This is a genomic window from Arthrobacter globiformis, assembly GCF_030817195.1.
In the GTDB taxonomy this organism is placed as follows: domain Bacteria; phylum Actinomycetota; class Actinomycetes; order Actinomycetales; family Micrococcaceae; genus Arthrobacter; species Arthrobacter globiformis_D.
The window spans coordinates 993223-1013621 of record NZ_JAUSYZ010000001.1 but is presented as its reverse complement, the minus strand read 5'-3'; the positions used below and the strand labels follow the sequence as shown (position 1 = coordinate 1013621).

The 20399-nt window shown below is 68.4% G+C and carries 24 protein-coding genes; 18 read left to right on the top strand and 6 right to left on the bottom strand.

The annotated features are described in order from the left end of the window. Position 1: 1 nt before the first annotated feature. Positions 2–661, bottom strand: coding sequence for a membrane protein YczE (gene yczE, locus QF036_RS04750; protein WP_307099695.1), 660 nt, complete (start codon positions 659–661; stop codon positions 2–4). Positions 662–721: 60 nt separating this feature from the next. Here yczE and yczR point away from each other — a divergent pair, with 60 nt between their 5' ends. Continuing rightward, positions 722–2200 (top strand): MocR-like transcription factor YczR, encoded by a 1479-nt coding sequence (gene yczR / locus QF036_RS04745; protein ID WP_307099693.1) that lies wholly within the window; start codon positions 722–724, stop codon positions 2198–2200. A gap of 121 nt (positions 2201–2321) precedes the next feature. On the opposite strand, the gene QF036_RS04740 is transcribed toward yczR, so the two are convergent. Both QF036_RS04740 and QF036_RS04735 read right to left on the bottom strand, forming a co-directional pair. Beyond that, a complete protein-coding gene (locus QF036_RS04740) occupies positions 2322–3014 on the bottom strand; it encodes an SRPBCC domain-containing protein (protein ID WP_307099691.1) in 693 nt (230 codons plus the stop codon). After that, positions 3007–3636, bottom strand: coding sequence for a winged helix-turn-helix domain-containing protein (locus QF036_RS04735; RefSeq protein ID WP_307099689.1), 630 nt, complete (start codon positions 3634–3636; stop codon positions 3007–3009). The genes QF036_RS04740 and QF036_RS04735 overlap by 8 nt, the downstream gene beginning before the upstream one ends. A 231-nt stretch (positions 3637–3867) precedes the next feature. Between QF036_RS04735 and QF036_RS04730 the strand changes: the two genes are divergently transcribed. Then, positions 3868–4809 carry an RluA family pseudouridine synthase gene (locus tag QF036_RS04730; protein ID WP_307105774.1) on the top strand — a complete coding sequence of 314 codons (942 nt, stop codon included), beginning with the start codon at positions 3868–3870 and terminating at the stop codon, positions 4807–4809. Positions 4810–4824: 15 nt separating this feature from the next. Here the strand turns inward: QF036_RS04730 and QF036_RS04725 are convergent, their stop codons facing one another. Further along, on the bottom strand, positions 4825–5355 hold the full coding sequence (locus tag QF036_RS04725) for an O-acetyl-ADP-ribose deacetylase (protein ID WP_307099686.1): 531 nt from the start codon (positions 5353–5355) through the stop codon (positions 4825–4827). A 137-nt stretch (positions 5356–5492) separates the two neighbouring features. Between QF036_RS04725 and QF036_RS04720 the strand changes: the two genes are divergently transcribed. Beyond that, a complete protein-coding gene (locus QF036_RS04720) occupies positions 5493–6122 on the top strand; it encodes a DedA family protein (protein ID WP_307099684.1) in 630 nt (209 codons plus the stop codon). 29 nt (positions 6123–6151) lie between these two features. Here the strand turns inward: QF036_RS04720 and QF036_RS04715 are convergent, their stop codons facing one another. Next, positions 6152–6457 (bottom strand): hypothetical protein, encoded by a 306-nt coding sequence (locus QF036_RS04715; protein WP_307099682.1) that lies wholly within the window; start codon positions 6455–6457, stop codon positions 6152–6154. A 174-nt stretch (positions 6458–6631) separates the two neighbouring features. Between QF036_RS04715 and QF036_RS04710 the strand changes: the two genes are divergently transcribed. The 12 genes from QF036_RS04710 to QF036_RS04660 are packed head-to-tail and all read left to right on the top strand — an operon-like array spanning position 6632 to position 16241. Continuing rightward, on the top strand, positions 6632–6961 hold the full coding sequence (locus QF036_RS04710; RefSeq protein ID WP_307099680.1) for a hydrogenase maturation nickel metallochaperone HypA/HybF: 330 nt from the start codon (positions 6632–6634) through the stop codon (positions 6959–6961). 3 nt (positions 6962–6964) lie between these two features. Continuing rightward, a complete protein-coding gene (hypB, locus tag QF036_RS04705) occupies positions 6965–7900 on the top strand; it encodes a hydrogenase nickel incorporation protein HypB (protein WP_307099678.1) in 936 nt (311 codons plus the stop codon). A 30-nt stretch (positions 7901–7930) separates the two neighbouring features. Then, positions 7931–8989, top strand: a complete 1059-nt coding sequence (locus QF036_RS04700; RefSeq protein WP_307099676.1) for a hydrogenase expression protein HypE — start codon at positions 7931–7933, stop codon at positions 8987–8989. 28 nt (positions 8990–9017) lie between these two features. Continuing rightward, positions 9018–10811, top strand: a complete 1794-nt coding sequence (locus QF036_RS04695; protein ID WP_307099674.1) for a nickel-dependent hydrogenase large subunit — start codon at positions 9018–9020, stop codon at positions 10809–10811. A 3-nt stretch (positions 10812–10814) separates the two neighbouring features. Beyond that, positions 10815–12065 carry a NifU family protein gene (locus QF036_RS04690; protein ID WP_307099673.1) on the top strand — a complete coding sequence of 417 codons (1251 nt, stop codon included), beginning with the start codon at positions 10815–10817 and terminating at the stop codon, positions 12063–12065. A gap of 1 nt (position 12066) precedes the next feature. Continuing rightward, positions 12067–12852, top strand: coding sequence for a DUF5947 family protein (locus tag QF036_RS04685; RefSeq protein WP_307099671.1), 786 nt, complete (start codon positions 12067–12069; stop codon positions 12850–12852). Beyond that, complete coding sequence (locus QF036_RS04680; RefSeq protein WP_307099669.1) at positions 12849–13502, top strand: DUF6084 family protein; 654 nt, start codon at positions 12849–12851, stop codon at positions 13500–13502. The genes QF036_RS04685 and QF036_RS04680 overlap by 4 nt, the downstream gene beginning before the upstream one ends. Beyond that, positions 13499–14899 (top strand): hypothetical protein, encoded by a 1401-nt coding sequence (locus tag QF036_RS04675; RefSeq protein ID WP_307099667.1) that lies wholly within the window; start codon positions 13499–13501, stop codon positions 14897–14899. Before QF036_RS04680 ends, QF036_RS04675 begins: the two co-directional genes overlap by 4 nt. Beyond that, positions 14896–15015 carry a DUF6893 family small protein gene (locus QF036_RS25220; RefSeq protein WP_373460082.1) on the top strand — a complete coding sequence of 40 codons (120 nt, stop codon included), beginning with the start codon at positions 14896–14898 and terminating at the stop codon, positions 15013–15015. The genes QF036_RS04675 and QF036_RS25220 overlap by 4 nt, the downstream gene beginning before the upstream one ends. Beyond that, positions 15012–15593 carry a hydrogenase maturation protease gene (locus QF036_RS04670; RefSeq protein ID WP_307099666.1) on the top strand — a complete coding sequence of 194 codons (582 nt, stop codon included), beginning with the start codon at positions 15012–15014 and terminating at the stop codon, positions 15591–15593. Before QF036_RS25220 ends, QF036_RS04670 begins: the two co-directional genes overlap by 4 nt. 14 nt (positions 15594–15607) lie before the next feature. Continuing rightward, positions 15608–15913 carry a HypC/HybG/HupF family hydrogenase formation chaperone gene (locus QF036_RS04665; protein WP_307099664.1) on the top strand — a complete coding sequence of 102 codons (306 nt, stop codon included), beginning with the start codon at positions 15608–15610 and terminating at the stop codon, positions 15911–15913. Then, positions 15891–16241 carry a hypothetical protein gene (locus QF036_RS04660; protein WP_307099662.1) on the top strand — a complete coding sequence of 117 codons (351 nt, stop codon included), beginning with the start codon at positions 15891–15893 and terminating at the stop codon, positions 16239–16241. The genes QF036_RS04665 and QF036_RS04660 overlap by 23 nt, the downstream gene beginning before the upstream one ends. A 25-nt stretch (positions 16242–16266) precedes the next feature. On the opposite strand, the gene QF036_RS04655 is transcribed toward QF036_RS04660, so the two are convergent. After that, positions 16267–17040 (bottom strand): DUF6390 family protein, encoded by a 774-nt coding sequence (locus QF036_RS04655; RefSeq protein WP_307099661.1) that lies wholly within the window; start codon positions 17038–17040, stop codon positions 16267–16269. A gap of 149 nt (positions 17041–17189) precedes the next feature. Here QF036_RS04655 and QF036_RS04650 point away from each other — a divergent pair, with 149 nt between their 5' ends. Genes QF036_RS04650 through QF036_RS04640 form a run of 3 tightly spaced genes read left to right on the top strand, consistent with a single transcriptional unit; the run spans position 17190 to position 20203 of the window. Next, complete coding sequence (locus QF036_RS04650; protein WP_307099659.1) at positions 17190–18323, top strand: ABC transporter substrate-binding protein; 1134 nt, start codon at positions 17190–17192, stop codon at positions 18321–18323. After that, on the top strand, positions 18316–19452 hold the full coding sequence (locus QF036_RS04645) for a FecCD family ABC transporter permease (RefSeq protein WP_307099656.1): 1137 nt from the start codon (positions 18316–18318) through the stop codon (positions 19450–19452). Before QF036_RS04650 ends, QF036_RS04645 begins: the two co-directional genes overlap by 8 nt. Then, a complete protein-coding gene (locus tag QF036_RS04640) occupies positions 19445–20203 on the top strand; it encodes an ABC transporter ATP-binding protein (RefSeq protein WP_307099654.1) in 759 nt (252 codons plus the stop codon). Before QF036_RS04645 ends, QF036_RS04640 begins: the two co-directional genes overlap by 8 nt. The last annotated feature ends 196 nt before the right edge of the window (positions 20204–20399 follow it).

The following is a 20399-nucleotide window of genomic DNA, read 5'->3' as shown; positions in this document are numbered from 1 at the left end:
GTCAGGACGCGGCCGCCGGCGCCGCGGGCTGGTCCTCGCGGTCCCCGGACTGTGCATCGGCGGCCTGGCCGGCGCCTCCACGGGCGGCCGGAACCAGGAAGTACGGCAGCAGGATCTGGACCAGCGGACCGATCGCCAGGGCATAAAGCACGGTTCCCACGCCGACCGAGCCGCCCAGCAGCCAGCCCGCGGCAAGCACCGCCACCTCGATCAGCGTGCGGGACAGGCGCACAGACCAGCCGGTGCGCCTGGCCAGGCCGGTCATGAGCCCGTCACGGGCACCGGGGCCGAAGCGGGCGCCGATGTAGCACGCCGAGGCGATGCCGTTGAGCAGCACCGCACCGCCCAGCAGTGCGATCTGGCCCCCGAGGTGGGAGAACGCGGGGATCAGGGCGAGCCCGACGTCGGCAAAGACGCCCACCAGGATGGCGTTGCAAAGCGTGCCGAAGCCGGGCCGCTGCCGCAGCGGAATCCACAGCAGGAGCACCAGAAAGCTGACAATGATGACCACCACGCCGATGCTCAGGCCTGTCCTGCCGGCAACGCCCTGATGGAACACGTCCCAGGGGTCCAGTCCGAGCCCGGCCCGGATGAACAGGGCCAGCGAAATGCCGTACATAGCAAGGCCGGTGAAGAGCTGTACAAGTCTGCGAGTCATCATTGAACCATCCTGAAGCAGAACTGGCCTTGTTTTCCATGGCCAGTTTGAAATACTGGCCTCATGTCCGGATCACTCACCCCTACCGCCCTCGCCCGCCTCCTGGGCCAGTGGCACCACGGCAACGCTCCCGCCTACCGCGAGCTGGCCGACGTCGTCCGCCTTTTGGTTCTGGACGGGCGCATCCCGCTGGGGACCGCGCTGCCCAGCGAACGGACACTGTCCGCCACCCTCGCGGTCAGCCGCACCACGGTGACGGCGGCATATTCCAGCCTGCGCGAGCAGGGGTTCCTGAGCAGCGGCCAGGGCACGCGCGGCCGCACGTGCCTGCCGCGGACGGCGTATGCCGGAAAGGGACGGGATTCCGGGGCCGGCCTGTCGGGGGCGCCCGGCCTGGCGGTTCCCGACGGAGTCATCGACCTCGCGTACGCGTCGCTCCCGGCCAGCGGCGAAGCGGTCCACCAGGCCTTCGCCGCCGCCCTCACCGAGCTGCCCGCCCTGCTGCCCGGCTTTGGCTACGACGCCTTGGGCGTGCCGGGCCTTCGGGAAGCAATTGCCGGCCATTATGCCGACGCCGGTGTGCCCACAACGCCCGGGCAGATCCTCGTGACGTCCGGCGCGCAGCATGCCCTCAACATCGTGCTGCGGGCATTGGTCGGCAAGCAGGACAAGGTCCTCGTGGAGCAGCCGACCTATCCGAACGCGCTCGACGCCATCCGTGCCACAGGCTGCCGCATCGTACCGGTCCCGCTTCCCCCTGCGTCGGAGCGGGGCTGGGATCTGGACGCGACCGAAGCCGCCCTGGTGCAGCACCGTCCCCGCATGGCCTACACCGTTCCCGATTTCCATAACCCCACCGGCCGGCTAATGCCTGACGCGCAGCGCCGCCGGCTGGTCCGCGCGGCCGCGGCGTCGGGCACAGTCCTGGTGGTGGATGAGACGCTCCGTGAGCTGAACCTCGACGGCGGCACAACGGCTCCGCTGGCTTTCTTCAGTCCGGCCGTGGTGTCCATCGGATCACTGAGCAAGTCCCACTGGGCGGGCATGCGCACGGGCTGGATCCGCGCGTCGGAGAGCCTGATTCAGCGGTTCGCGGCCGTCCGGACCACGATGGACCTCGGCGGTCCGGTGGTGGAGCAGCTGGCGGCAGCCCACCTGGTGCGGAGCCTGGCCGATCCACTGCCGGCCCGCCTGTCCGCGCTCCGGGAGAACCGCTCCGCACTGCTGGAGCTGCTCAAGGTCCACCTGCCCCGGTGGGAGGCGGAACGGCCCGACGGCGGCCTGGCCGTCTGGTGCCGGCTTCCGTACCCGGGCAGCACGGCACTGACCGTGATCGCCCCGGAACTCGGCATCCGGCTAGCTGCCGGCCCACGCTTCGGTGTGGGTGGGGTGTTCGAGAACTTTCTTCGCATCCCGTTCACCCTGCCGCCGGACCAGCTGGAGACTGCTGTCCTCGCACTGCGGGCCGCCCAGGACCGGCTGGAGGCCGCCCCGCAGCTGCGGCGCACGCTCAGGGACTCCCCCGCCGCGGCCATCGCTTGATGTCCGGCGGCTCAGGTCGCGCCTCCGCCCCCACGACGCGCATATTGACTGGCGACGCTTGAATTCGAGTGTCCTGAGGCAATATGCGCGTCGCCCGGCAGACCGGGCGTCGCTGGCTGGCCTACGTGTAGACCTTTTGGAGGAATGCACCCCAGGCGCTGGCAGTCGCCGCGGAATCCCCGCTGCCACTGAAGTCGTGGACGGTCATGCCCACGGGAGCGCCGAACGCGTTGCGGCCAAAGAACCGGTACATGGTGTCCGCGGTCCGCAGGCCCAGGAAGTTCTCGTTGGAGAAGTCCACCTGCCCGCTCAGCCGCCCGACGCCGTCGACCTCCACATCAAGAGCGTCCCCCTGCGAGGCGCCCTCCACGCCGAGCACCTTCTTGAGCCGCACGAAGCCGTCAGTCGTCTGCGATTCCGCGGGCCCCTGGATGTCCGTGAAAATCACGGGCTGGCCGTCGAAGTGCTTCAGGTACTGGCCCAGGGTATGGAGGTAGAACTCCGTGTGCTTGCTGGCACCGTCGTACTGCTGGTCCCAGTTGTCCGCGAAGATGCCGCTGTGGACATAGTGGAGCCTGGCCCGGCCGCCGTCGACCGGCTCCAGCACATGCTCCAGCTGGTTGAACCAGCCATCCGGACCGTCCATGCGCGACACCAGATGCTGCGGATATTCCTCCACGGTCTTCACATCCGGCCACTGGTCCGTGGGGAACATCCAGCCCGGGGTGCCCTTGGTTACGGCCTCCCAGACCCGCTCCGGGGTGCCGGGCAGCTCGGTGTCAAAAACAATCTCGAATTTCCTGTCGTCAGTCATTGTCCCGCTCCTTGGCTGGTTTGGTTTTGGTTGAGTCTTGTACTTCCGGCTTGAGTGCGGGGTGAAGCGCGACGACGAGCCGGTGCTTCCGTCCCCCGGCACCGCCGTGGTGGTACTGGTCCACAAGCCGCGCGACCGCCACCCCGAGGTCTTCGGCGAACGCGGCCCTGTCCGCGGCGGTGCGGAACGTGATCTCGCCGTCGATCGCGAACGTGGCGAGTTTCTGCCGTGCCGCGGCAGCGCCGGCGATGAGCTTGCCCATTTCCTGGACCATGCGGCCGGCGAGCGCCAGCAGCCAGAAGGCCGAGAAGCGGTCCGCAAATCGGTGCGGATCCGGCGCCACGGACTGCAGCGCCACCGGGGAAATGAGGTAGGACGCCGCCGTGGCCCGCAGCACGCGTTCGGTGACGTTGCCCTTGCGGCGCTCCTCCACCAGCTCGACGAGGCCGTGCCGCTCCAGCGCCTTGAGGTGGTAGTTCACCTTCTGCCGTGGCAGCCCCACCTTCGCGGCGAGCTGCGTGGCCGACCCGGGCTCCGCCAGCTCCTGGAGGATGCGGGTCCGGATCGGATCCAACGAAGCCTCCGCCGCCGCCGGGTCCTCGATCACTTCGATGTCCAACATGGTCCAAGTATCCGCACCGACAATTTTATTTGTCAAGAACTTTTTTACCGTCGGTTCCTGTGCCGGGTCGCCACTTCGCCGGAACGGCGCGAATTCGGCGGAACGTCGGTGAACTGGGAGGTTTCCGGCGATTTCGACGGCGGGGGCGAGGGCCCGGGACGGCGGGCGGGCTGGGCGGCGGCAGAGGGGACGCCGGGCGGGCACGGCGGCGCAAAGTAGAATGGACCGGTGATGCAATCCCCCCTTCCCGTGCGCGACGGCGTGAACGCGACCCGCCTGCGCCTCCCGGACGAGGGCCCCTGGGACACCGCAATGGATTACATGATGCACCGTTGGGGCCACATCGACCCCCAGGGCATCGAGGACCGGTTCGACGCCGGCGAGATCGTGGGCGAGGGCGGCATCCCCCTGCACCGCGGCACCAGGCTCGAGGACCACACCTTCATCTGGTACTACCGCACGCTCCCGCCGGAAACCCGGCTGCCCGTGGAGCTGAACATCCTGCACCAGGACGAGCACATCCTGGTGGTGGATAAGCCGCACTTCCTTCCCACCACGCCCGGCGGAACATACATCCAGGAATCGGCGCTGGTCCGGCTCCGGAACCAGCTGGACCTGCCGGATCTGATCCCCATGCACCGGCTTGATCGGATGACCGCGGGCATACTCCTGCTCTCAACCAACCTGGAGACCCGGGGCAAGTACCAGGTGCTGTTCGAGAAGCGCCAGGTCCAGAAGGAATACGAGTGTGTGTCAGCCGCCGAACCGGCTGCCGGGCATCCCGCCGTCGAATTTCCGGTTGTGGTCCGGAACCGGATGACCAAGTCCCGCAGCTATCTTCTGGCGGAGGTCATCGACGGCGAACCCAATGCGGAGACGCGCATCGACCTGCTGCGGACGTTCGACGCCGGGACTCCGGCAGGAGCCCCGGAACGGCGCGCGCTCTACCGGCTCGAACCGCACTCCGGGAAAACCCACCAGCTCCGGGTGCACATGGCCTCGCTGGGCCTGGGCATCCTGCACGATTCGTTCTACCCCGAACTGCTGGACAAGGCGCCCGACGACTACACCAGGCCGCTCCAGTTGCTGGCACGCGGCATCCGGTTCGTGGACCCCATCACGAAGAAACCCGTCGAGTACCGCAGCCGCCTCCAGTTGAGCGAAGTCCGCTAACCGGAGCAGGGTCCGCTACGAACCACCTTCGAGGACACTGCGGAAGACCGCCACGGTTTCCGGGCTGAAGAGCACGAACTCCACCAGCTCCACTCCGCCTTCGGCGGAGCGGCTGGCATAGGACCGGACGGCATCGAAGGCCACCTGCGCCACCTGGCGGGCGTCCCAGCCATAGACCCCCGCGCTCACAGCGGGAAAGGCCAGCGAACGGGCCCCCAGGCCTTCGGCAATCCGCAGGCTCTCGGTGAAACAGGACGCGAGCAGCGCAGGATTGGTCTGGCCCGCGTGGCGGTTGGGACCGACGGTGTGGATGACCCACTGAGCCCGCAGCCTATACCCGGGGGTCGCCACCGCAGCGCCAACAGGCAGGCCGTCCCGGAGCGTCGTTGCCCTCAGCTCGCGGCAGGCCTCCAGCAGTTCCGGCCCCGCCGCCCGGTGGATCGCGCCGTCCACGCCACCACCTCCCAGCAGCGAGGAATTCGCCGCATTCACCACCGCGTCCACCGGCCGCCCGGTGATGTCACCCTCAACGATCTCTATCCGCATGCAGCCAGTGTGGCACTGTGCCCCCGATCAGGCGTAGCGGTCCGCCAGCCGCAACGGTCCACCGGCTGTGGGGTGTTCCGAGGGATGCAGGCGATCCACACGGCGCGCCCCCGTTCCGTGTGCGGTACGTTGAGCAAATGGACTTCGGCAATCCGGACACCTGGAGCACGGCGATCTACTTCTGGATCATCCCCGCTGTCCTCGGCGATGCCATCTTTCCGCCGATCCCGTCCGAGATGGTGCTGATCACGGGCGGTGCCCTGTCCGCCGCGGGACGGGCCAACCTCTTCCTGGTCGGGATCCTCTCCGCGGCTGCATCATGGCTGGGCGATATGGTGGTGTTCCAGCTGTTCAAGCGGCGGCTGAGCCATGTCCTGGACCGCTGGACCTGGGGCCGCAAACTCCACCACGGCATCCACGCGGCAATCGCCAAGGCCGGCCGTTCCTCAACCTACGGCACCATCATCGGGGCCCGGTTCATCCCGGGCGGGCGGCTTGCCACGTCCGCCGCCGCAGGCATCGCCGACGTCTCCACTCCGGGCTTCAACCTGTGTGCCGGGCTTGGGGGTGTCCTGTGGGCGACGTGGCTCGTGGGCCTGGGTTACTTCACGGGTTCGGCCACGCGTCTGCCCTTCTGGGCGAGTTCGCTGATCGGTGTGGCCGTTGGCCTGGTGATCGGCGCCGTCCTGGGTCTGATCGTGACGCGCCGGCGCGGCGACCGCTCGCCCGTGGACGAACCGGGCGAAGCCCCTGGCCCAGCCAATTAAGATCCGCCCGGCTAAGCCTGACCCTAAGGTTAGACGGGCGCCCAGCGGCCCCGGCTGCGGCGGAGCACCGAAAGCGAGCCTGTCAGCGCAACGCGTTCGACGGCGTCGCGCATCACGGCTGCCGACTCCCGGGCAGCGCTGTTCTCACTGTGGTATTCGGTGGGCTCCACGAGGAACCGCAGGTTCAGCTGCGGCACGCCGCCGGCCAGTTCCAGCTGGTGCGATTCCACATGGTGCCGGGTCCGCAGCGACTCGACAGCGGTGTCCATCACGGCTTCGGGAGGGTTGCCCGGCTTCAGCCCGGTGATCTTGAGTCTGGTCTGAAAGGACGGCATGATCCCACCCTAGCGCCGGGCGCGACGGACACAGCGCGAACGTACACTTGACCCCTAAAATCCGGGCCCCGGCAGGGCCTTAACTGTCCGTTCGTGCCGGGGAGCGGCGGGCAGGTATTCGGACGGTTGCGTTTTGTCTGGCGCGAGCCTATCTTGGCAGGAAGGGGCGCGATTATGCACGAACTCTCCATCACGCAGGGCCTTGTTGAAGCCGTTCTCCACCGCACAGGCGAACGGACGGTCACGGCGGTCAACCTGAGAATCGGTCCCCTCTCCGGCGTACTGGCTGATGCCGTGCGCTTTTGTTTTGAGGTGGCAACGGCCGGCACGCCGATGGCCGGCGCGCGGCTGCGCATCGACGAACCGCAGGGCCGGGGACGGTGCCGCAACTGCCAGGACGAATTCACCCTGAGCGATCTCATTCTGCTGTGCCCTTGCGGAAGCGCGGACGTCGAAGTCCTCAGCGGCCGCGAGCTCATGCTGATGTCCGTGGAGGTGGCATAGGACATGTGTACAACATGCGGCTGCGGCGACGAGGCCGGCACCCGCATTTCAAACCTCGCAGGAGAACTGCAGACGCCCGGGCCGGGGCACCTGCACAGCCATACCGATGAGCACGGGCGCACGTACACGCACGAGCACCCAGACTCCCATCAGCACGCCCACGCCGACTCCCATGACCACCACCCCGGGCACGCAGACGGCCACCACCATGCGGATCCGGGCACGGAGACCATCCTGCTCGAGCAGAACCTGCTGGCCAAGAATGACCTGCTGGCCGCCACGAACCGCGGCTGGCTTGCGGGCCGGGGAGTCCGCGCGTTCAACGTCATGAGTTCACCCGGTGCCGGCAAGACCACACTGCTGGTCCGCACCCTGACGGAGCTTGGCGGGCGCCTGAACGCGGGCGTCATCGAGGGGGACCAGGAGACGTCCCTCGACGCTGACCGCATCCGCGCCACCGGGCGCCCGGTCATCCAGATCAACACCGGAGCCGGCTGCCATCTCGACGCCGACATGCTGCGGCACGGGCTCGATGCCCTGTCCCCGGAGCCGGGTTCCACGGTCTTCATTGAAAATGTGGGCAACCTCGTCTGCCCCGCGCTTTTTGACCTCGGCGAAACAGCCAAGGTGGTGATCGTCTCGGTAACGGAAGGTGATGACAAACCCCAGAAATACCCGCACATGTTCATGGCAGCCGACCTCGTGATCGTCAACAAGTCGGACCTGCTCCCCTACGTCGACTTCGACGTCGACGAGTGCCTGCGCCGCATCCGGCAGATCAATCCGCGGGCCGAATTCATCACGCTGTCCGCCACCACCGGCGAAGGCCTCGCCGACTGGTACGGCTGGCTCGACGGCGCCACCTCCCCGGCGGCGGCGCCAACCCCCGGGGCAGCCCGGCCAGAACCCTTGACCGGCTCCCTGACAGAAGCACACTGAGCTCCGCAAGGGGCACTGAAAGAGGCAACGATGCCTACGGAAACTTCCCTTAAGGCCGAAGAAGCCCTCATCCACGTGCTGTGGATCAACGCAGGGCTCAGTTGTGACGGCGATTCGGTCGCCCTGACGGCGGCCACCCAGCCGAGCGTCGAGGAAATCGCCCTCGGCGCGCTGCCCGGCCTGCCGAAGATCGCCATGCACTGGCCACTGATCGACTTTGAATGCGGTCCCCAAGAAGGGGCCGACGATTTCCTGGAATGGTTCCGCAAGGCGGACCGGGGCGAACTGGAACCGTTCGTGCTGGTGGTCGAGGGATCCATCCCCAACGAGAAACTCCATGAGCCCGGCGGCTACTGGTGCGGGTTCGGCAACGACGTCGAGACCGGCCAGCCCATAACCACCAGCGAGTGGCTGGACCGTCTGGCGCCCAAGGCCACCGCCATCATCGCCGCGGGAACCTGCGCCACCTACGGCGGCATCCATGCCATGGCAGGCAACCCGACCGGGGCCATGGGCGTGCCGGACTACCTCGGCTACGACTGGAAGTCCAAGGCCGGCATTCCCATTGTCTGCGTGCCCGGATGCCCGATCCAGCCCGACAACCTCTCCGAAACCATGACCTACCTGCTGTACCAGGCCACGGGGCAGGCCCCGATGATTCCGCTGGACGAAAACCTGCGCCCGACGTGGCTGTTCGGCAAGACGGTGCACGAGGGCTGCGACCGGGCCGGCTACTACGAGCAGGGTGACTTCGCCACCGAGTACGGTTCCCCCAAGTGCATCGTCAAGCTCGGCTGCTGGGGTCCCGTGGTGAAGTGCAACGTGCCCAAGCGCGGCTGGATGAACGGCATCGGCGGCTGCCCCAACGTCGGCGGCATCTGCATCGGCTGCACCATGCCGGGCTTCCCGGACAAGTTCATGCCCTTCATGGATGAGCCTCCCGGCGGCAAGCTTTCCACCAGCACCATCCGCCCCTACGGATCCGCCATCCGGGCCCTGAGAGGCATCACGACGCACACGCTGGACCAGGAGCCCAAGTGGCGCCGGCCCGGAACCGAGCTCCTCACCGGGGCCCGGCGCACCTGGTAACCCACCCACTTCCAGACAGGCGAAGACAATGACGTCCACAATTCCCATGGGTTCCGGAGCCGGAACGGGCAACAACAACCTGGTGGAGATGAACTGGGACCCCATCACCAGGATCGTCGGCAGCCTCGGCATCTACACAAAGATCGACTTCGAGAACAACCAGGTGGTGGAATGCAAGAGCACCTCCTCGATCTTCCGCGGCTACTCCATCTTCATGAAGGGCAAGGATCCGCGGGACGCCCACTTCATCACCAGCCGTATCTGCGGGATCTGCGGCGACAACCACGCCACCTGCTCCTGCTACACGCAGAACATGGCCTACGGCGTGAAGCCGCCAAACCTGGGCGAGTGGATCGTCAACATGGGTGAAGCGGCCGAGTACATGTTCGACCACAACATCTTCCAGGAAAACCTCGTCGGCGTGGACTACTGCGAAAAGATGGTCTCCGAAACCAACCCCGGCGTCCTGGCCAAGGCCGAGAACACCAGGGCGCCGCACGAGGGCGACCACGGCTACCGCACCATCGCCGACATCATGCGCTCGCTGAATCCGTTCACCGGCGAGTTCTACCGGGAAGCGCTGCAGGTCAGCCGCCTCACCCGTGAAATGTTCTGCCTCATGGAGGGCCGCCACGTTCACCCCTCCACGCTCTATCCGGGCGGCGTGGGGACGGTGGCTACCATCCAACTGATGACGGACTACCTCACCCGGCTGATGCGCTACGTCGAGTTCATGAAGAAGGTCGTCCCGATGCACGACGACCTGTTCGATTTCTTCTACGAGGCGCTGCCGGGCTACGAGCAGGTGGGGCTGCGCCGCACGCTGCTGGGCTGCTGGGGATCCCTGCAGGACCCGGACTACTGCAACTTCGAGTACAAGGACATGACCGAGTGGGGCCGGAAGATGTTCGTCACCCCGGGCGTGGTGGTGGACGGCAAGCTGGTCACCACCGACCTGGTGCGGATCAACCTGGGCCTGCGGATCATGCTGGGCTCCTCGTACTACGAGGACTGGGAAGACCAGGAAATGTTCGTCACCCACGACCCCCTGGGCAACCCTGTGGACCGCAGGCATCCCTGGAACCAGCACACCAACCCGCGGCCGCAGAAGCGCGACCTTTCGGACAAGTACAGCTGGGTCATGTCCCCGCGCTGGTTCGATGGCCAGGACAACCTCGCCCTGGACACCGGCGGCGGCCCGCTGGCCCGCCTCTGGGCCACGGCGCTCGCCGGACTCGTGGACATTGGCTATATCAAGGCCACCGGCAGGAGCGTCCAGATCAACCTGCCCAAGACCGCGCTGAAGGGGCCCGTGACTTTCGAGTGGAACATCCCGCAGTGGAGCAACACGCTCGAACGCAACCGCGCCCGCACCTACTTCCAGGCGTACGCCGCGGCTGCTGCGCTGCACTTCGCGGAAAAGGCCCTCGAGGAAATCCGGGCCGGCCGCACCAAGACGTGGGAAACCTTCGAGGTCCCCGATGAAGGTATCGGCTGCGGCTTCACCGAGGCGGTCCGCGGGGTCCTGTCCCACCACATGGTGATCCGCGACGGCAAGATCGCCAACTACCATCCCTACCCGCCCACCCCTTGGAACGCCAGCCCCACCGATTCCAACGGCGTGTCCGGGCCCTATGAGGACGCGGTCCAGGGGCAGCCCATCTTCGAGGAGAACGACCGGGAGCACTTCAAAGGCATCGACATCATGCGCACCGTCCGCAGCTTCGACCCCTGCCTGCCGTGCGGCGTCCACATGTACCTGGGCAACGGGCAGACGCTGGATATGCTGCACTCCCCCACCCAGACCCTGACCGGCGAGTAGGCCATGCTCGGCGGGGACCGGCCGCCGTTGCAGAACGGCGACCAAATCGGCACACTCCTTGACGCCCTCGGCGCCGGCGGGGCGGTGGCCCGCGGCCGTGCCGAGGACCTGGTCCGGCAGGTGACAGACCTCTACGGCGCCGGACTGCAGCGGATCATGGAGATCCTGCAGGCCCAGGGAAAGCTCGACGACGCCACTCTGGAAGCGCTCACCGCTGACAGCCTGGTGGCCGGCCTCCTGGTGATCCACGGGCTGCACCCCCATTCGATGGAGGCACGGGTGGCGGCGGCGCTGGACAGCGTCCGGCCCTACCTGGGATCGCACGGCGGCGACGTGGAACTGGAAGGCATCAGCCCCGACGGCGTGGTCCGGCTCAAGCTGCTGGGCACCTGCCAGGGGTGCCCGTCGTCGTCCGTCACCCTCAAATACGCCGTTGAGGAAGCCATCCAGAACGCCGCGCCGGAAGTGACGGCCATCGACGTCGTCGAGGCGGAAAAGCAGCCAGGCTCACCGGCGCTGATTCCGGTGGACTCACTGCTGGTCCGAGTGAACAATCCGGCGGGCGGAACGCCGGCGGAATCCTGGCACGACATGTCCGGCGGCACGTGGGAACCGCTTCCGGAGGTCGCCGGGCTCGAAGCCGGCGAGGTGGCGGGTTTCCTGGTCGGCGGCTATCCGGTGCTGGCCTGCCGCACCGGTCAGGACATCTACGCCTACCGCGACTATTGCCCGCGCTGCACCGGCTCCATGGCCGGCGCCGTACTGCAGCGCGCCCTCGCGGCGCCTGCCGATGGGGGCCTGCTGCGCTGCCCCACCTGCCGCGGGCACTTTGACGTAAGGCGTGCGGGTGCCTGCCTTGAGGACAAGGACCTGCACCTGGAGCCGCTGCCGCTGCTGGTCCGGAACGGAGTCATGTCCGTGGCGGTTCCGACAGTGTCCGTGCAGTCCGCGCCGTTGCCGGCTCCGCCGGTACCGGTGGCCCCTGCCGAGGTGACGCCGGTGCAGGCACTCCCGCTGGTGACGCCGGCCGGCCTGGAGGTCCCCGCGGTCCACGAAACGGCAGAGCCGGCGGAAGCCCCGGCTGCAGCACCGGCCCATGCCGCAGTGCCTGCGGCGGAACCGGCCCCGTTGTCCGGGCTGGCCCCGGTGTCTGCGCCAGCTGCGCTGTCCGCGCCAGCGGCCTCGGTGCCCGCATCTGCGCCGGCAGCCGCCATGGCACCGGCGTTGCAGGCAGCCGCGGGACAGGACAGCTGACATGAACGTGGAGAACGGAGGAGGTACAGGGCGCGGCGCGGGGACCGGCCGGGCCAGCGGCGCCTTGCCGGTGGCCCTACTGCGGCGGATTTCCGCGAACCGGCCCGCTCCCGCCGCCGGGGAATGCTGCGAAATGTGCGGCGAACCGATTCCCGACGCACACCAGCACGTGGTGGACCTGGAGAGCCACGCGATGATGTGCACCTGCCGGCCCTGCTACCTCCTCTTCACCGATGCCACCGCCCACATGCGCTACCGCTCGGTGCCGGACAGATATCTCTCCTTCCCCGACTTCGATCTCGGTCCGGGGCAGTGGGACGAACTGGAAATTCCGGTGGGCCTGGCATTCTTCTTCCGCAGCTCCAGGCTCGGCCGCACGGTGGCGTTCTACCCGGGCCCGGCCGGGGCCACGGAATCGGAACTGCCCCTCGCCGCTTGGGACGGCGTGCTGGCCCGCAATCCTGCCCTCGGCCTCGCGGCGCCGGACACCGAGGCTCTGCTGATCCGCGGCCCGAGTCCGGGCAGGGCCGCCGCGGACTGCCACCTCGTTCCGGTGGACGCCTGCTACGAGCTGGTGGGCCGGCTGCGCCGTCTCTGGCGGGGGTTCGACGGCGGCCAGGAGGCGCGCGATGAGCTCACCGCCTTCTTCGACCGGATTGGCCGCCGCAGCGTTCCGGCACCGGCAGATCCCGCCGGCGAGGCATCAGGCGGCGAGGCATCAGGCGGCGCGGCATCCGGCAGCACGGCGTCCACCAGCCGCCCGTCGGGCACTGGAGGCTTCCGGTGACCGAACTTTCCTTCGCCGTGCTGGAGATCCGGCCCGAACCTTACGCCGCCGCCCCGCAGCTGACCGCCAGGCTCCAGGTGACGGAGGGCACGGGTGCCGTGGTGCACGCTGTGGCGCTCCGCTGCCAGGTCCGGATCCTGCCGCAGCGCCGCGGCTACTCGTCCGGGGAGGAGACCGGCCTGCTGGACCTCTTCGGCGACCGCGGGCGCTGGCCCACCACCCTGAAGTCGTTCGTCTGGATGCAGTGCAGCACCATGGTGCAGGGTTTCACGGGCAGCACCGAGGTGGACCTCCCGCTGCCCTGCACGTTTGATTTCGACGTTGCCGCCGCCAAATACCTGCATGCCCTGCACGACGGCGAGATACCGCTGGAGCTGCTGTTCTCCGGCACGGTGTTCACCAGGGGGCAGACGGGGTTCACCGTGGAACAGGTGCCCTGGGACCTTGAGGCGTCCTACCAGCTGCCCGTCGCCGCCTGGCGCAGCCTGATGGACCAGTACTTCCCCAACACCGGATGGATCCGCCTGGACCGGGACGTCCTGGCAGCACTCGCCCGGTACAAGTCCTCACGGGGCCTCACGTCCTGGGAGGCCGCCGTGGAGAAGCTGCTCGCCCAGGCCACCGCCGACGTGTCCGGGGAGCTGCCATGAACACCAGCCTGGCCCTTGCCCGCGCCGTCGCCGACGCCGTCCTCTACGAGGGCTACCTGCTCTACCCCTACCGCGCCTCGGCCCAGAAGAACCAGGCCCGGTGGCAGTTCGGGATCCTGGGTCCGCAGGGGGCCGCCGCGGACGGCAGCGGGGAGGAGCCGTCCATGTCCGCCGACTGCCTGCTTGCCCCGGGAGCCCAGGCCGGGCTCGAAATCCACTTCCGCTTTCTGCAGCTGCAGGCGCGCACGGCAGAAAAAGCGGACGACGGCGGCGGGTTCACTCCCGTGGACAGCCTCGCCGTCGGCGGTGCGAACTGGCTGAGCTGGGACGAGGCCGTCGAACAGGAAGCGGCGTTCGGGCCCTTCTCCGTGGCCCAGCTCCGGACCGGACTGGTCCTGCCGGTGGAGGTCCCGGAGGGACTCGACGTGGAGGAACTGAAGAACGACGCCGGGAGGCCGGCCGGCAGACTGGTGCGCCGCCGTCGGGCTCTCCGCGGCGAACTGCGGCTCAGCGCCGCCGAAGACTCCGGCGGGCTGCTGCGGCTCAGCGTCACCGCGGCCAACACGGCCGATTTCCTGCCTGCCCGTCCGCTGCCGGCGCGTCCGCTGCCTGCCGGGAACCGGCAGGACGCCACCGCGGTCTCCTTCATTGGCGCACACGTGTTGCTCGGCGTGCGGGACGGCGACTTCGTCTCGCTGCTGGACCCGCCGGAGTGGGCACAGCCCGCAGCCGGGCGGTGTTCCCAGCACCGCTGCTGGCCCGTGCTGGCGGGTCCGGAAGGCCAGACCGACGTGCTGCTGATCTCGCCCATCATCCTGTACGACCATCCCGCCGTCGCCCCGGAAAGTTCGGTGGCGCTGTACGACTCCACCGAGATCGACGAGATCCTGACACTGCGGGTGCTCACGCTGACCGATGAGGAAAAGGCCGAGGCGCGGGCCACGGACCCGCGCGCCGCCGCCGTCATCGACCGTTGCGAGGCGATGTCGCCGGAGGACCTCCAGCAGCTGCACGGCGCTCTGCGGAACCCGCACGCGTTCGCCGCGGATCCCGCCGAAGCATGGAGCACAGCCGGTCAGGACGTTCCCTGGTGGAATCCTGAGGCGGAGGCCGGTGTCCGGCCGGACGAGGACGCCGTCGTGATCAATGGTGTGGCAGTGGCGCGCGGCAGCCGGGTGAGGGTGCACCCGAAACGGCGCGCCGACGCCCAGGACCTGTTCTTCGGCGGACAGACCGGGCGGGTCACCAGCGTACATTTCGACGTCGACGGCGGCACCCACGTCGGGCTCGTCCTGGAGCAGGATCCGGCGGCCGATCTCCATGAGGGCTACGGCCGGTCCTTCTACTACGCGCCCGACGAGCTCGAACCGCTGGAGGGAAAGGAAAACCCGCAATGAAGGCAATAGGAATGGCCACTGTTTCGGTGCTGGCGGCGATGGCCCTCTGGGGCATCTACGCCGGGATCCGCGCAGTTCCGGATATCCGGCGGTACATGAAAGTGCGGCGGATGTGACCGCCGCCAGCAGGGCCGGGAGCGCCCCGCAGAAGTTTGCCGCGCAGGGTTCCGGCGCGCATGAGTCCGGCGAGCGCACCGGCGGCGTCCTCGTGGCCGGCGTCGGGAACATGTTCCTGCACGACGACGGCTTCGGTCCCGAGGTGGCGCGGCACCTCGCCGCCCACCCGCAGCCGCTGGACCCCGGCGTCCGAGTGGTGGACTACGGCATCCGCGGCATGCATCTGGCCTACGACCTGCTCGCCGGCGTCGACATCCTGGTCCTCGTGGACACGGTGCCCCCGGACGCGAACTCGGCCCCCGGCAGCATCCGCGTGCTGCAGGTCAGCGCGGCGGACCTGGACGGCAGGGCCGTGCTCGATCCCCACGGCATGGACCCGGCGGCCGTGCTGGGCAGGCTTCGGTCCATGGGCGGCAGCCTGCCTGCCACGTATGTGGTGGGCTGTGTCCCCGCCGACCTGTCCGAGGGCATCGGTCTCTCGCCGGCGGTGGCCGCGGCGGTGCCCGAGGCGGCCGCCGCCGTCGGGTCCCTGCTCGGCCAGCAGACCTCCACTCCAAGCTCCTCCACTGCAAGCTAAGGCGGTGTCCGTACATGTGCCTCGGAATACCCGGCAGGGTCGTCGAACTCCTCGAGGGCTACGGCGGCCAGCTCGCGCTCGTCGACGTGGCCGGAGTGCAGCGGAAGATTAACATCGGGCTGCTGGATGAGGGCCCTCTCGAACCCGGGACATGGGTCCTTATCCACATGGGCTTCGCGCTGGAACGCGTGGACGCCGCGGGCGCAGCACAGGCCATGGATGGACTGGAACTGATGGGCCGCCCGGCGGACAGCGGACCCGGATCCCAACCTGCACAACCACCACAAGGAGGGCAGCATGTCACCCACAAACCAGCCTGATCCCGACGACACGGAAAAGGGCGCCACGCAGGGCACCGCACCAGGCACGGCGCGGGCCTTCGGCAGTGAACCGCCGCTGAAGGAACCCGCCCAGCCCGGAGCAGACGAAACCCCGGAGGACGCGGCCCCGGCTCCCGCCGGCGTCGGCGTCAGCACCACCCGCAGGGGCGAGGACGTCATCAAGGAGGAGGGCACCGAACCGGGACGCGAGCACACGGGCACCGATGAATCACCTGCCGGCCGGCCGGCCGGCGAGTCGTCGGCCCGCGATGCCACCGCCGTCAAGACCCCCGAACACCCCGACGGCGCGGCGCCGCAGTCACCGTAGGCAGTCGCGGGGCTGGTGCTCGGGGCTAATGTTCGAGCGCTATGGCGGCGCCGCGGTGCTCGACGCCGCTGTTGGCGATGCGGAGATGCCGGGCAGTAAAGTGCTTCAGCTGCTGGAGCTGGTGCGCCGAGAGGCGGTCACACACCCAGTCCCAGTGCAGTGACACGACGTCGCCCACGGCCAGCCCTTCCACGAAGCCGGTTCCGTTCACCGCGAACTTGGCCGACTCCACCGCGGGTTCGCCGATGTCGAGGGCTGTGCCGTCCCAGACCAGCGGCCGGGACCGCACGACGGCGTCGTCCCCGGTGATCGCGAGCACCTGTCCCCAGCGGATCCGGCACCTGTCCAGCACGTTCAGCGCGGTGGCGTGCCGGCGTTCGTCGCGGAGCAGGCCCAGCCACGGGTAGATCTCAAACACGTGGAAACTGTGGTGCGGGACCCCGCCGGCCAGCACGCCTTCCACCAGATGCGGGAACTGCCGCCCGGTGCGGGCCCGGAAGCGGTCCTCCATGGAATTGCCGATGTTGGTGATGCCGACGGTATCCAGAAGGCTGTTGCCCACCCAGTAGGCCTCCACCACGCGGGCGTCCAGCGGATCGGCAATGCGGTGCGATCCCGCGATCAGTTCGAGGTAGGGCCAGGCGCCGGCGAAGCCCTTGGCCAGTTCACGGAGTCCCTGGTCCGTGACGCCGGACTGCCCGTAGTGCAGCAGGGCGTCACTGTCCGGCGGCCCGCAACTCCCGCGTGAATTGGGCGGATAGGCATAGCGGACAAACAACTGGGCACCATCGATAACCATCCCGTGGCCACCTTCTGCGAGCGTCTTCTGAAAGTAGCACCGGCCCATGGCGCGGACAAGGGACGGCCCTTCGCGGGACACCCGAGAAGGCGTTGACAGCCCTGTCCTTGAAGCGGATGCTGTGAAGACCCACGCGCAGGGAGTCAACGATGACAGCTGCAGACCTAAACCGCCGCGCCGCCCTACAGGTGTTCATTGCAGGCGGCTCCGCCGCCGTGCTGGCCGGATGCGGCGCATCCGGCAGCGCCCCGCCGTCGTCCCCTGCGGGCAGCACCAACAGCATCAGCCTCACGGACCAGCGCGGCAGGACCCTGTCCTTTGCCCGGCCGGTGGCGCGGGTGGTGACGATCCCGATGCCGTCGGCGTCCCTGCTGGTGGCCGTCGACCGCAGCGCCGACCATCTCACCGCCATGCACAACGCCTCCTGGGCGGCCATGCGCGACGGCATCATGGGCGCCATGTTTCCCGCCGCCCTGGACCTCCCGCACGACATCGCCACCCAGGACTTCACCGCCAACGTTGAGAGTATCCGGGCCCTCAACCCGGACGTGGTGGTCCAATGGTCGGACGCGCAGCTCATCGAGCCCCTCGAGAAGGCCGGGCTTCAGGTTCTGGGGCTGAAAAACTCCGGCACACAGGAGGACGTGGACGCCTGGGTGGCCATGTTTGCCGCCATGCTCGGCAAGCCGGAACGTGCCACCGAGCTAAAGACGCGCAGCGACCGGGAGCTCGCCGAGGTCAAGACACTGGCATCCGGGCGGGCGGCCCAGGGTCCGAGCATCCTGTACTTCAACCGCTTCACCGGCGGGCTCAAGGTTGCCGGCGCCAACAGCTACAACGACTTCTACATCAAGCTGGTGGGAGGTTCGAACCCTCCAACAGGCAAGGATCCGCTGACCGGCTCCGGCATGGTGGGCGTGGACATTGAGCAGGTGCTGCGCTGGGATCCTGAGGTCATCCTGCTGGGCAACTTCGACGCCGCCATGCCGCAGGACATCTACTCGGACCCGGTGTGGCAAAACGTGTCCGCGGTCCGCTCGAAGCGTGTCTACAAGGTCCCGCTGGGCGGCTACCGCTGGGATCCGCCCGGGCAGGAGTCGCCGCTGATGTGGCACTGGCTGGGCGACATCGCCTTCCCGCAGCAGAGGTCGGCGGTGCGGGACAAGGCGTCCGAATACTTCAGGTTCCTGTACAACCACGAGCTCACGAAGGCTGAACTAGACAAGATTCTCCGGACCGCGGAGAACGGGCCGTCCGCCAACTACCGTCAGTTCAATGCTTGATGAGGCCGGCGCTCCACGGTTGCGAAGGCGGGTGCGGCCGGCACTGCCCCGGGCGGGTCCGGCTTCCGCCCCGGCCGGGGCGGTGGAACGAAAGGCGACGGCACGACGGCGGGAACCCGCCGTCGTCGTTCCCGTTGCCCTTAGTGCCTGCTTCCTGGCCGCGGTGACGGTGCTGGCACTGGCGGTGGGGCGCTACAGCGTGCCGCTGGACCACGTGGTCCAGATCCTGACCGCACAAATCGGGCCGATCCCGGTTCAGGCCAGCGGCACCGAATTAAATGTGGTGCTGCTGGTCCGGCTGCCCCGGGTGCTGCTCGCTTTGCTGGTGGGCGGCGGCCTGGCCATCGGCGGCGCAGCGCTGCAGGCCATTTTCCGCAACCCCCTGGTCAGCCCCGAGATCATCGGTGTCTCCGCCGGCGCATCCTTCGGCGGTGCCGTGGCGCTGCTGCTCGGCCTGGGTCCGTTCCTCCTGGTGGGCGGCTCCTTTGCGTGCGGGCTGCTGGCCCTCGGAACCCTGTTCCTGATCACCTCGGGCCGGGCGGGGACGCCGATGCTCATGATCGTGCTCGGCGGCGTGGTCACGGGGTCCTTCTTCTCCGCCCTGGTTGCCCTGGTGACTTACATTGCGGACCCCAACACCACGTTGCCCGCCATCGTCTTCTGGCTGCTCGGCAGCGTGTCCACGGCCACCTTCACCAAAGTCGCGGTGGCCCTCATCCCCGTCCTCGGTGGAGCCGCCGTCCTCGTTGCCCTGCGCTGGCGGATCAACGTGCTGTCACTCGGAGACGAGGACGCGGCGGCTCTGGGTGTGCGCGCGCGCCCGCTCCGGTGGGTGGTGCTGGTGTCCGTGGCGCTGATCGTGGCCGGCGCTGTGGCCGTCAGCGGCGCCGTCAGCTGGGTTGGCCTGGTGATCCCCCACCTTGCCCGGATGTGGGTGGGCCCGGACCACCGTGTCCTCCTGCCCGTGTCGTTCCTGCTGGGCGGCGCCTACATCGTCCTGGTGGACACCATCGCCCGCACAGCAACCGCCGGAGAGATCCCGCTCGGCGTCCTGACGGCCCTGATCGGCGCACCCGTGTTTTTCCTGCTCCTGCGCCGGAACCGCGAGAAGGTCTGGGACAGTGCTTGAACTCGACGGCGTGGGCTTCTGTTATTCGCCCCGGGACTGGGTGTTCCGCGGCGTCAGCTTCCGCGTGCCGCCGGGAACCGCCACCGCCGTGCTGGGCCCGAACGGCAGCGGCAAGACCACGCTGGTGCGCTGCGCCGCGGGACTGCTGGACCCGCAGGAGGGAACGGTCCGGCTCAGCGAGAGCGCCGGGTACGTTCCGCAGGCGCATGGGAGCGCCTTTGCCTACCGGGCGCTGGACATGGTCCTGATGGGGCGCGCCCGGCACGTTGGAGTGTTCCGGACACCCGGGCCCTCCGACCATGAGGCAGCTCTGGAGGCGATGGAACGGGTGGGCGCGGCCGGGCTGCGGGACCGGCGTTTCCCCACCCTCAGCGGCGGCGAGCAGCAGCTGATCCTGATCGCCCGGGCCATTGCCGCCGGCTCGCCCGTCCTGGTGCTGGACGAGCCCGCCACCGGCCTCGACCTCAAGAACCAGGCCCGCGTCCTGACGCTGCTGCGTGAACTGATGGCGGACGGAATGGCCCTGCTCCTCAGCACCCACCATCCCGACCACGCCCTGCACCTGGCCGACCGCGTGGTCCTGCTGGGCCACGCTGGGGTGCGGACCGGCGCGGCAGCGGAGCTCCTGACCGACGCCCAGCTGTCAGCCCTCTACGGTGTGCGCGTGAGCACCGTGGCCTACTCCGACGACGGCGACGGCTTCCCCAGCAGCACGCCCCGCCGGACCATCGTGGTCCACTACGGCAGTTGACGCTTCCTCACGTTTCGCACCGATTCCACCAACCCTTCCTCAGGTCCTGCCTCCCCACGCCGGACGCTTCCTCAGATCCCGTCGCCCCACGCCAAACGCTTCCTCAAAGAGTGAGGACGCGTTCGGGATGAAGCGACCAAACGTGAGGACGCGTCTGGGATGAAGCGACCAAACGTGAGGAAGCGTTCGGGATGAG

Excerpts from the sequence above, each read along its gene's own strand:
- yczE (WP_307099695.1), bottom strand. The coding sequence starts at position 661 with ATGATGACTCGCAGACTTGTACAGCTCTTCACCGGCCTTGCTATGTAC.
- yczR (WP_307099693.1), top strand. The coding sequence starts at position 722 with ATGTCCGGATCACTCACCCCTACCGCCCTCGCCCGCCTCCTGGGCCAG.
- QF036_RS04740 (WP_307099691.1), bottom strand. The coding sequence starts at position 3,014 with ATGACTGACGACAGGAAATTCGAGATTGTTTTTGACACCGAGCTGCCC.
- QF036_RS04735 (WP_307099689.1), bottom strand. The coding sequence starts at position 3,636 with ATGTTGGACATCGAAGTGATCGAGGACCCGGCGGCGGCGGAGGCTTCG.
- QF036_RS04730 (WP_307105774.1), top strand. The coding sequence starts at position 3,868 with ATGCAATCCCCCCTTCCCGTGCGCGACGGCGTGAACGCGACCCGCCTG.
- QF036_RS04725 (WP_307099686.1), bottom strand. The coding sequence starts at position 5,355 with ATGCGGATAGAGATCGTTGAGGGTGACATCACCGGGCGGCCGGTGGAC.
- QF036_RS04720 (WP_307099684.1), top strand. The coding sequence starts at position 5,493 with ATGGACTTCGGCAATCCGGACACCTGGAGCACGGCGATCTACTTCTGG.
- QF036_RS04715 (WP_307099682.1), bottom strand. The coding sequence starts at position 6,457 with ATGCCGTCCTTTCAGACCAGACTCAAGATCACCGGGCTGAAGCCGGGC.
- QF036_RS04710 (WP_307099680.1), top strand. The coding sequence starts at position 6,632 with ATGCACGAACTCTCCATCACGCAGGGCCTTGTTGAAGCCGTTCTCCAC.
- hypB (WP_307099678.1), top strand. The coding sequence starts at position 6,965 with ATGTGTACAACATGCGGCTGCGGCGACGAGGCCGGCACCCGCATTTCA.
- QF036_RS04700 (WP_307099676.1), top strand. The coding sequence starts at position 7,931 with ATGCCTACGGAAACTTCCCTTAAGGCCGAAGAAGCCCTCATCCACGTG.
- QF036_RS04695 (WP_307099674.1), top strand. The coding sequence starts at position 9,018 with ATGACGTCCACAATTCCCATGGGTTCCGGAGCCGGAACGGGCAACAAC.
- QF036_RS04690 (WP_307099673.1), top strand. The coding sequence starts at position 10,815 with ATGCTCGGCGGGGACCGGCCGCCGTTGCAGAACGGCGACCAAATCGGC.
- QF036_RS04685 (WP_307099671.1), top strand. The coding sequence starts at position 12,067 with ATGAACGTGGAGAACGGAGGAGGTACAGGGCGCGGCGCGGGGACCGGC.
- QF036_RS04675 (WP_307099667.1), top strand. The coding sequence starts at position 13,499 with ATGAACACCAGCCTGGCCCTTGCCCGCGCCGTCGCCGACGCCGTCCTC.
- QF036_RS25220 (WP_373460082.1), top strand. The coding sequence starts at position 14,896 with ATGAAGGCAATAGGAATGGCCACTGTTTCGGTGCTGGCGGCGATGGCC.
- QF036_RS04665 (WP_307099664.1), top strand. The coding sequence starts at position 15,608 with ATGTGCCTCGGAATACCCGGCAGGGTCGTCGAACTCCTCGAGGGCTAC.
- QF036_RS04660 (WP_307099662.1), top strand. The coding sequence starts at position 15,891 with ATGTCACCCACAAACCAGCCTGATCCCGACGACACGGAAAAGGGCGCC.
- QF036_RS04655 (WP_307099661.1), bottom strand. The coding sequence starts at position 17,040 with ATGGTTATCGATGGTGCCCAGTTGTTTGTCCGCTATGCCTATCCGCCC.
- QF036_RS04650 (WP_307099659.1), top strand. The coding sequence starts at position 17,190 with ATGACAGCTGCAGACCTAAACCGCCGCGCCGCCCTACAGGTGTTCATT.
- QF036_RS04645 (WP_307099656.1), top strand. The coding sequence starts at position 18,316 with ATGCTTGATGAGGCCGGCGCTCCACGGTTGCGAAGGCGGGTGCGGCCG.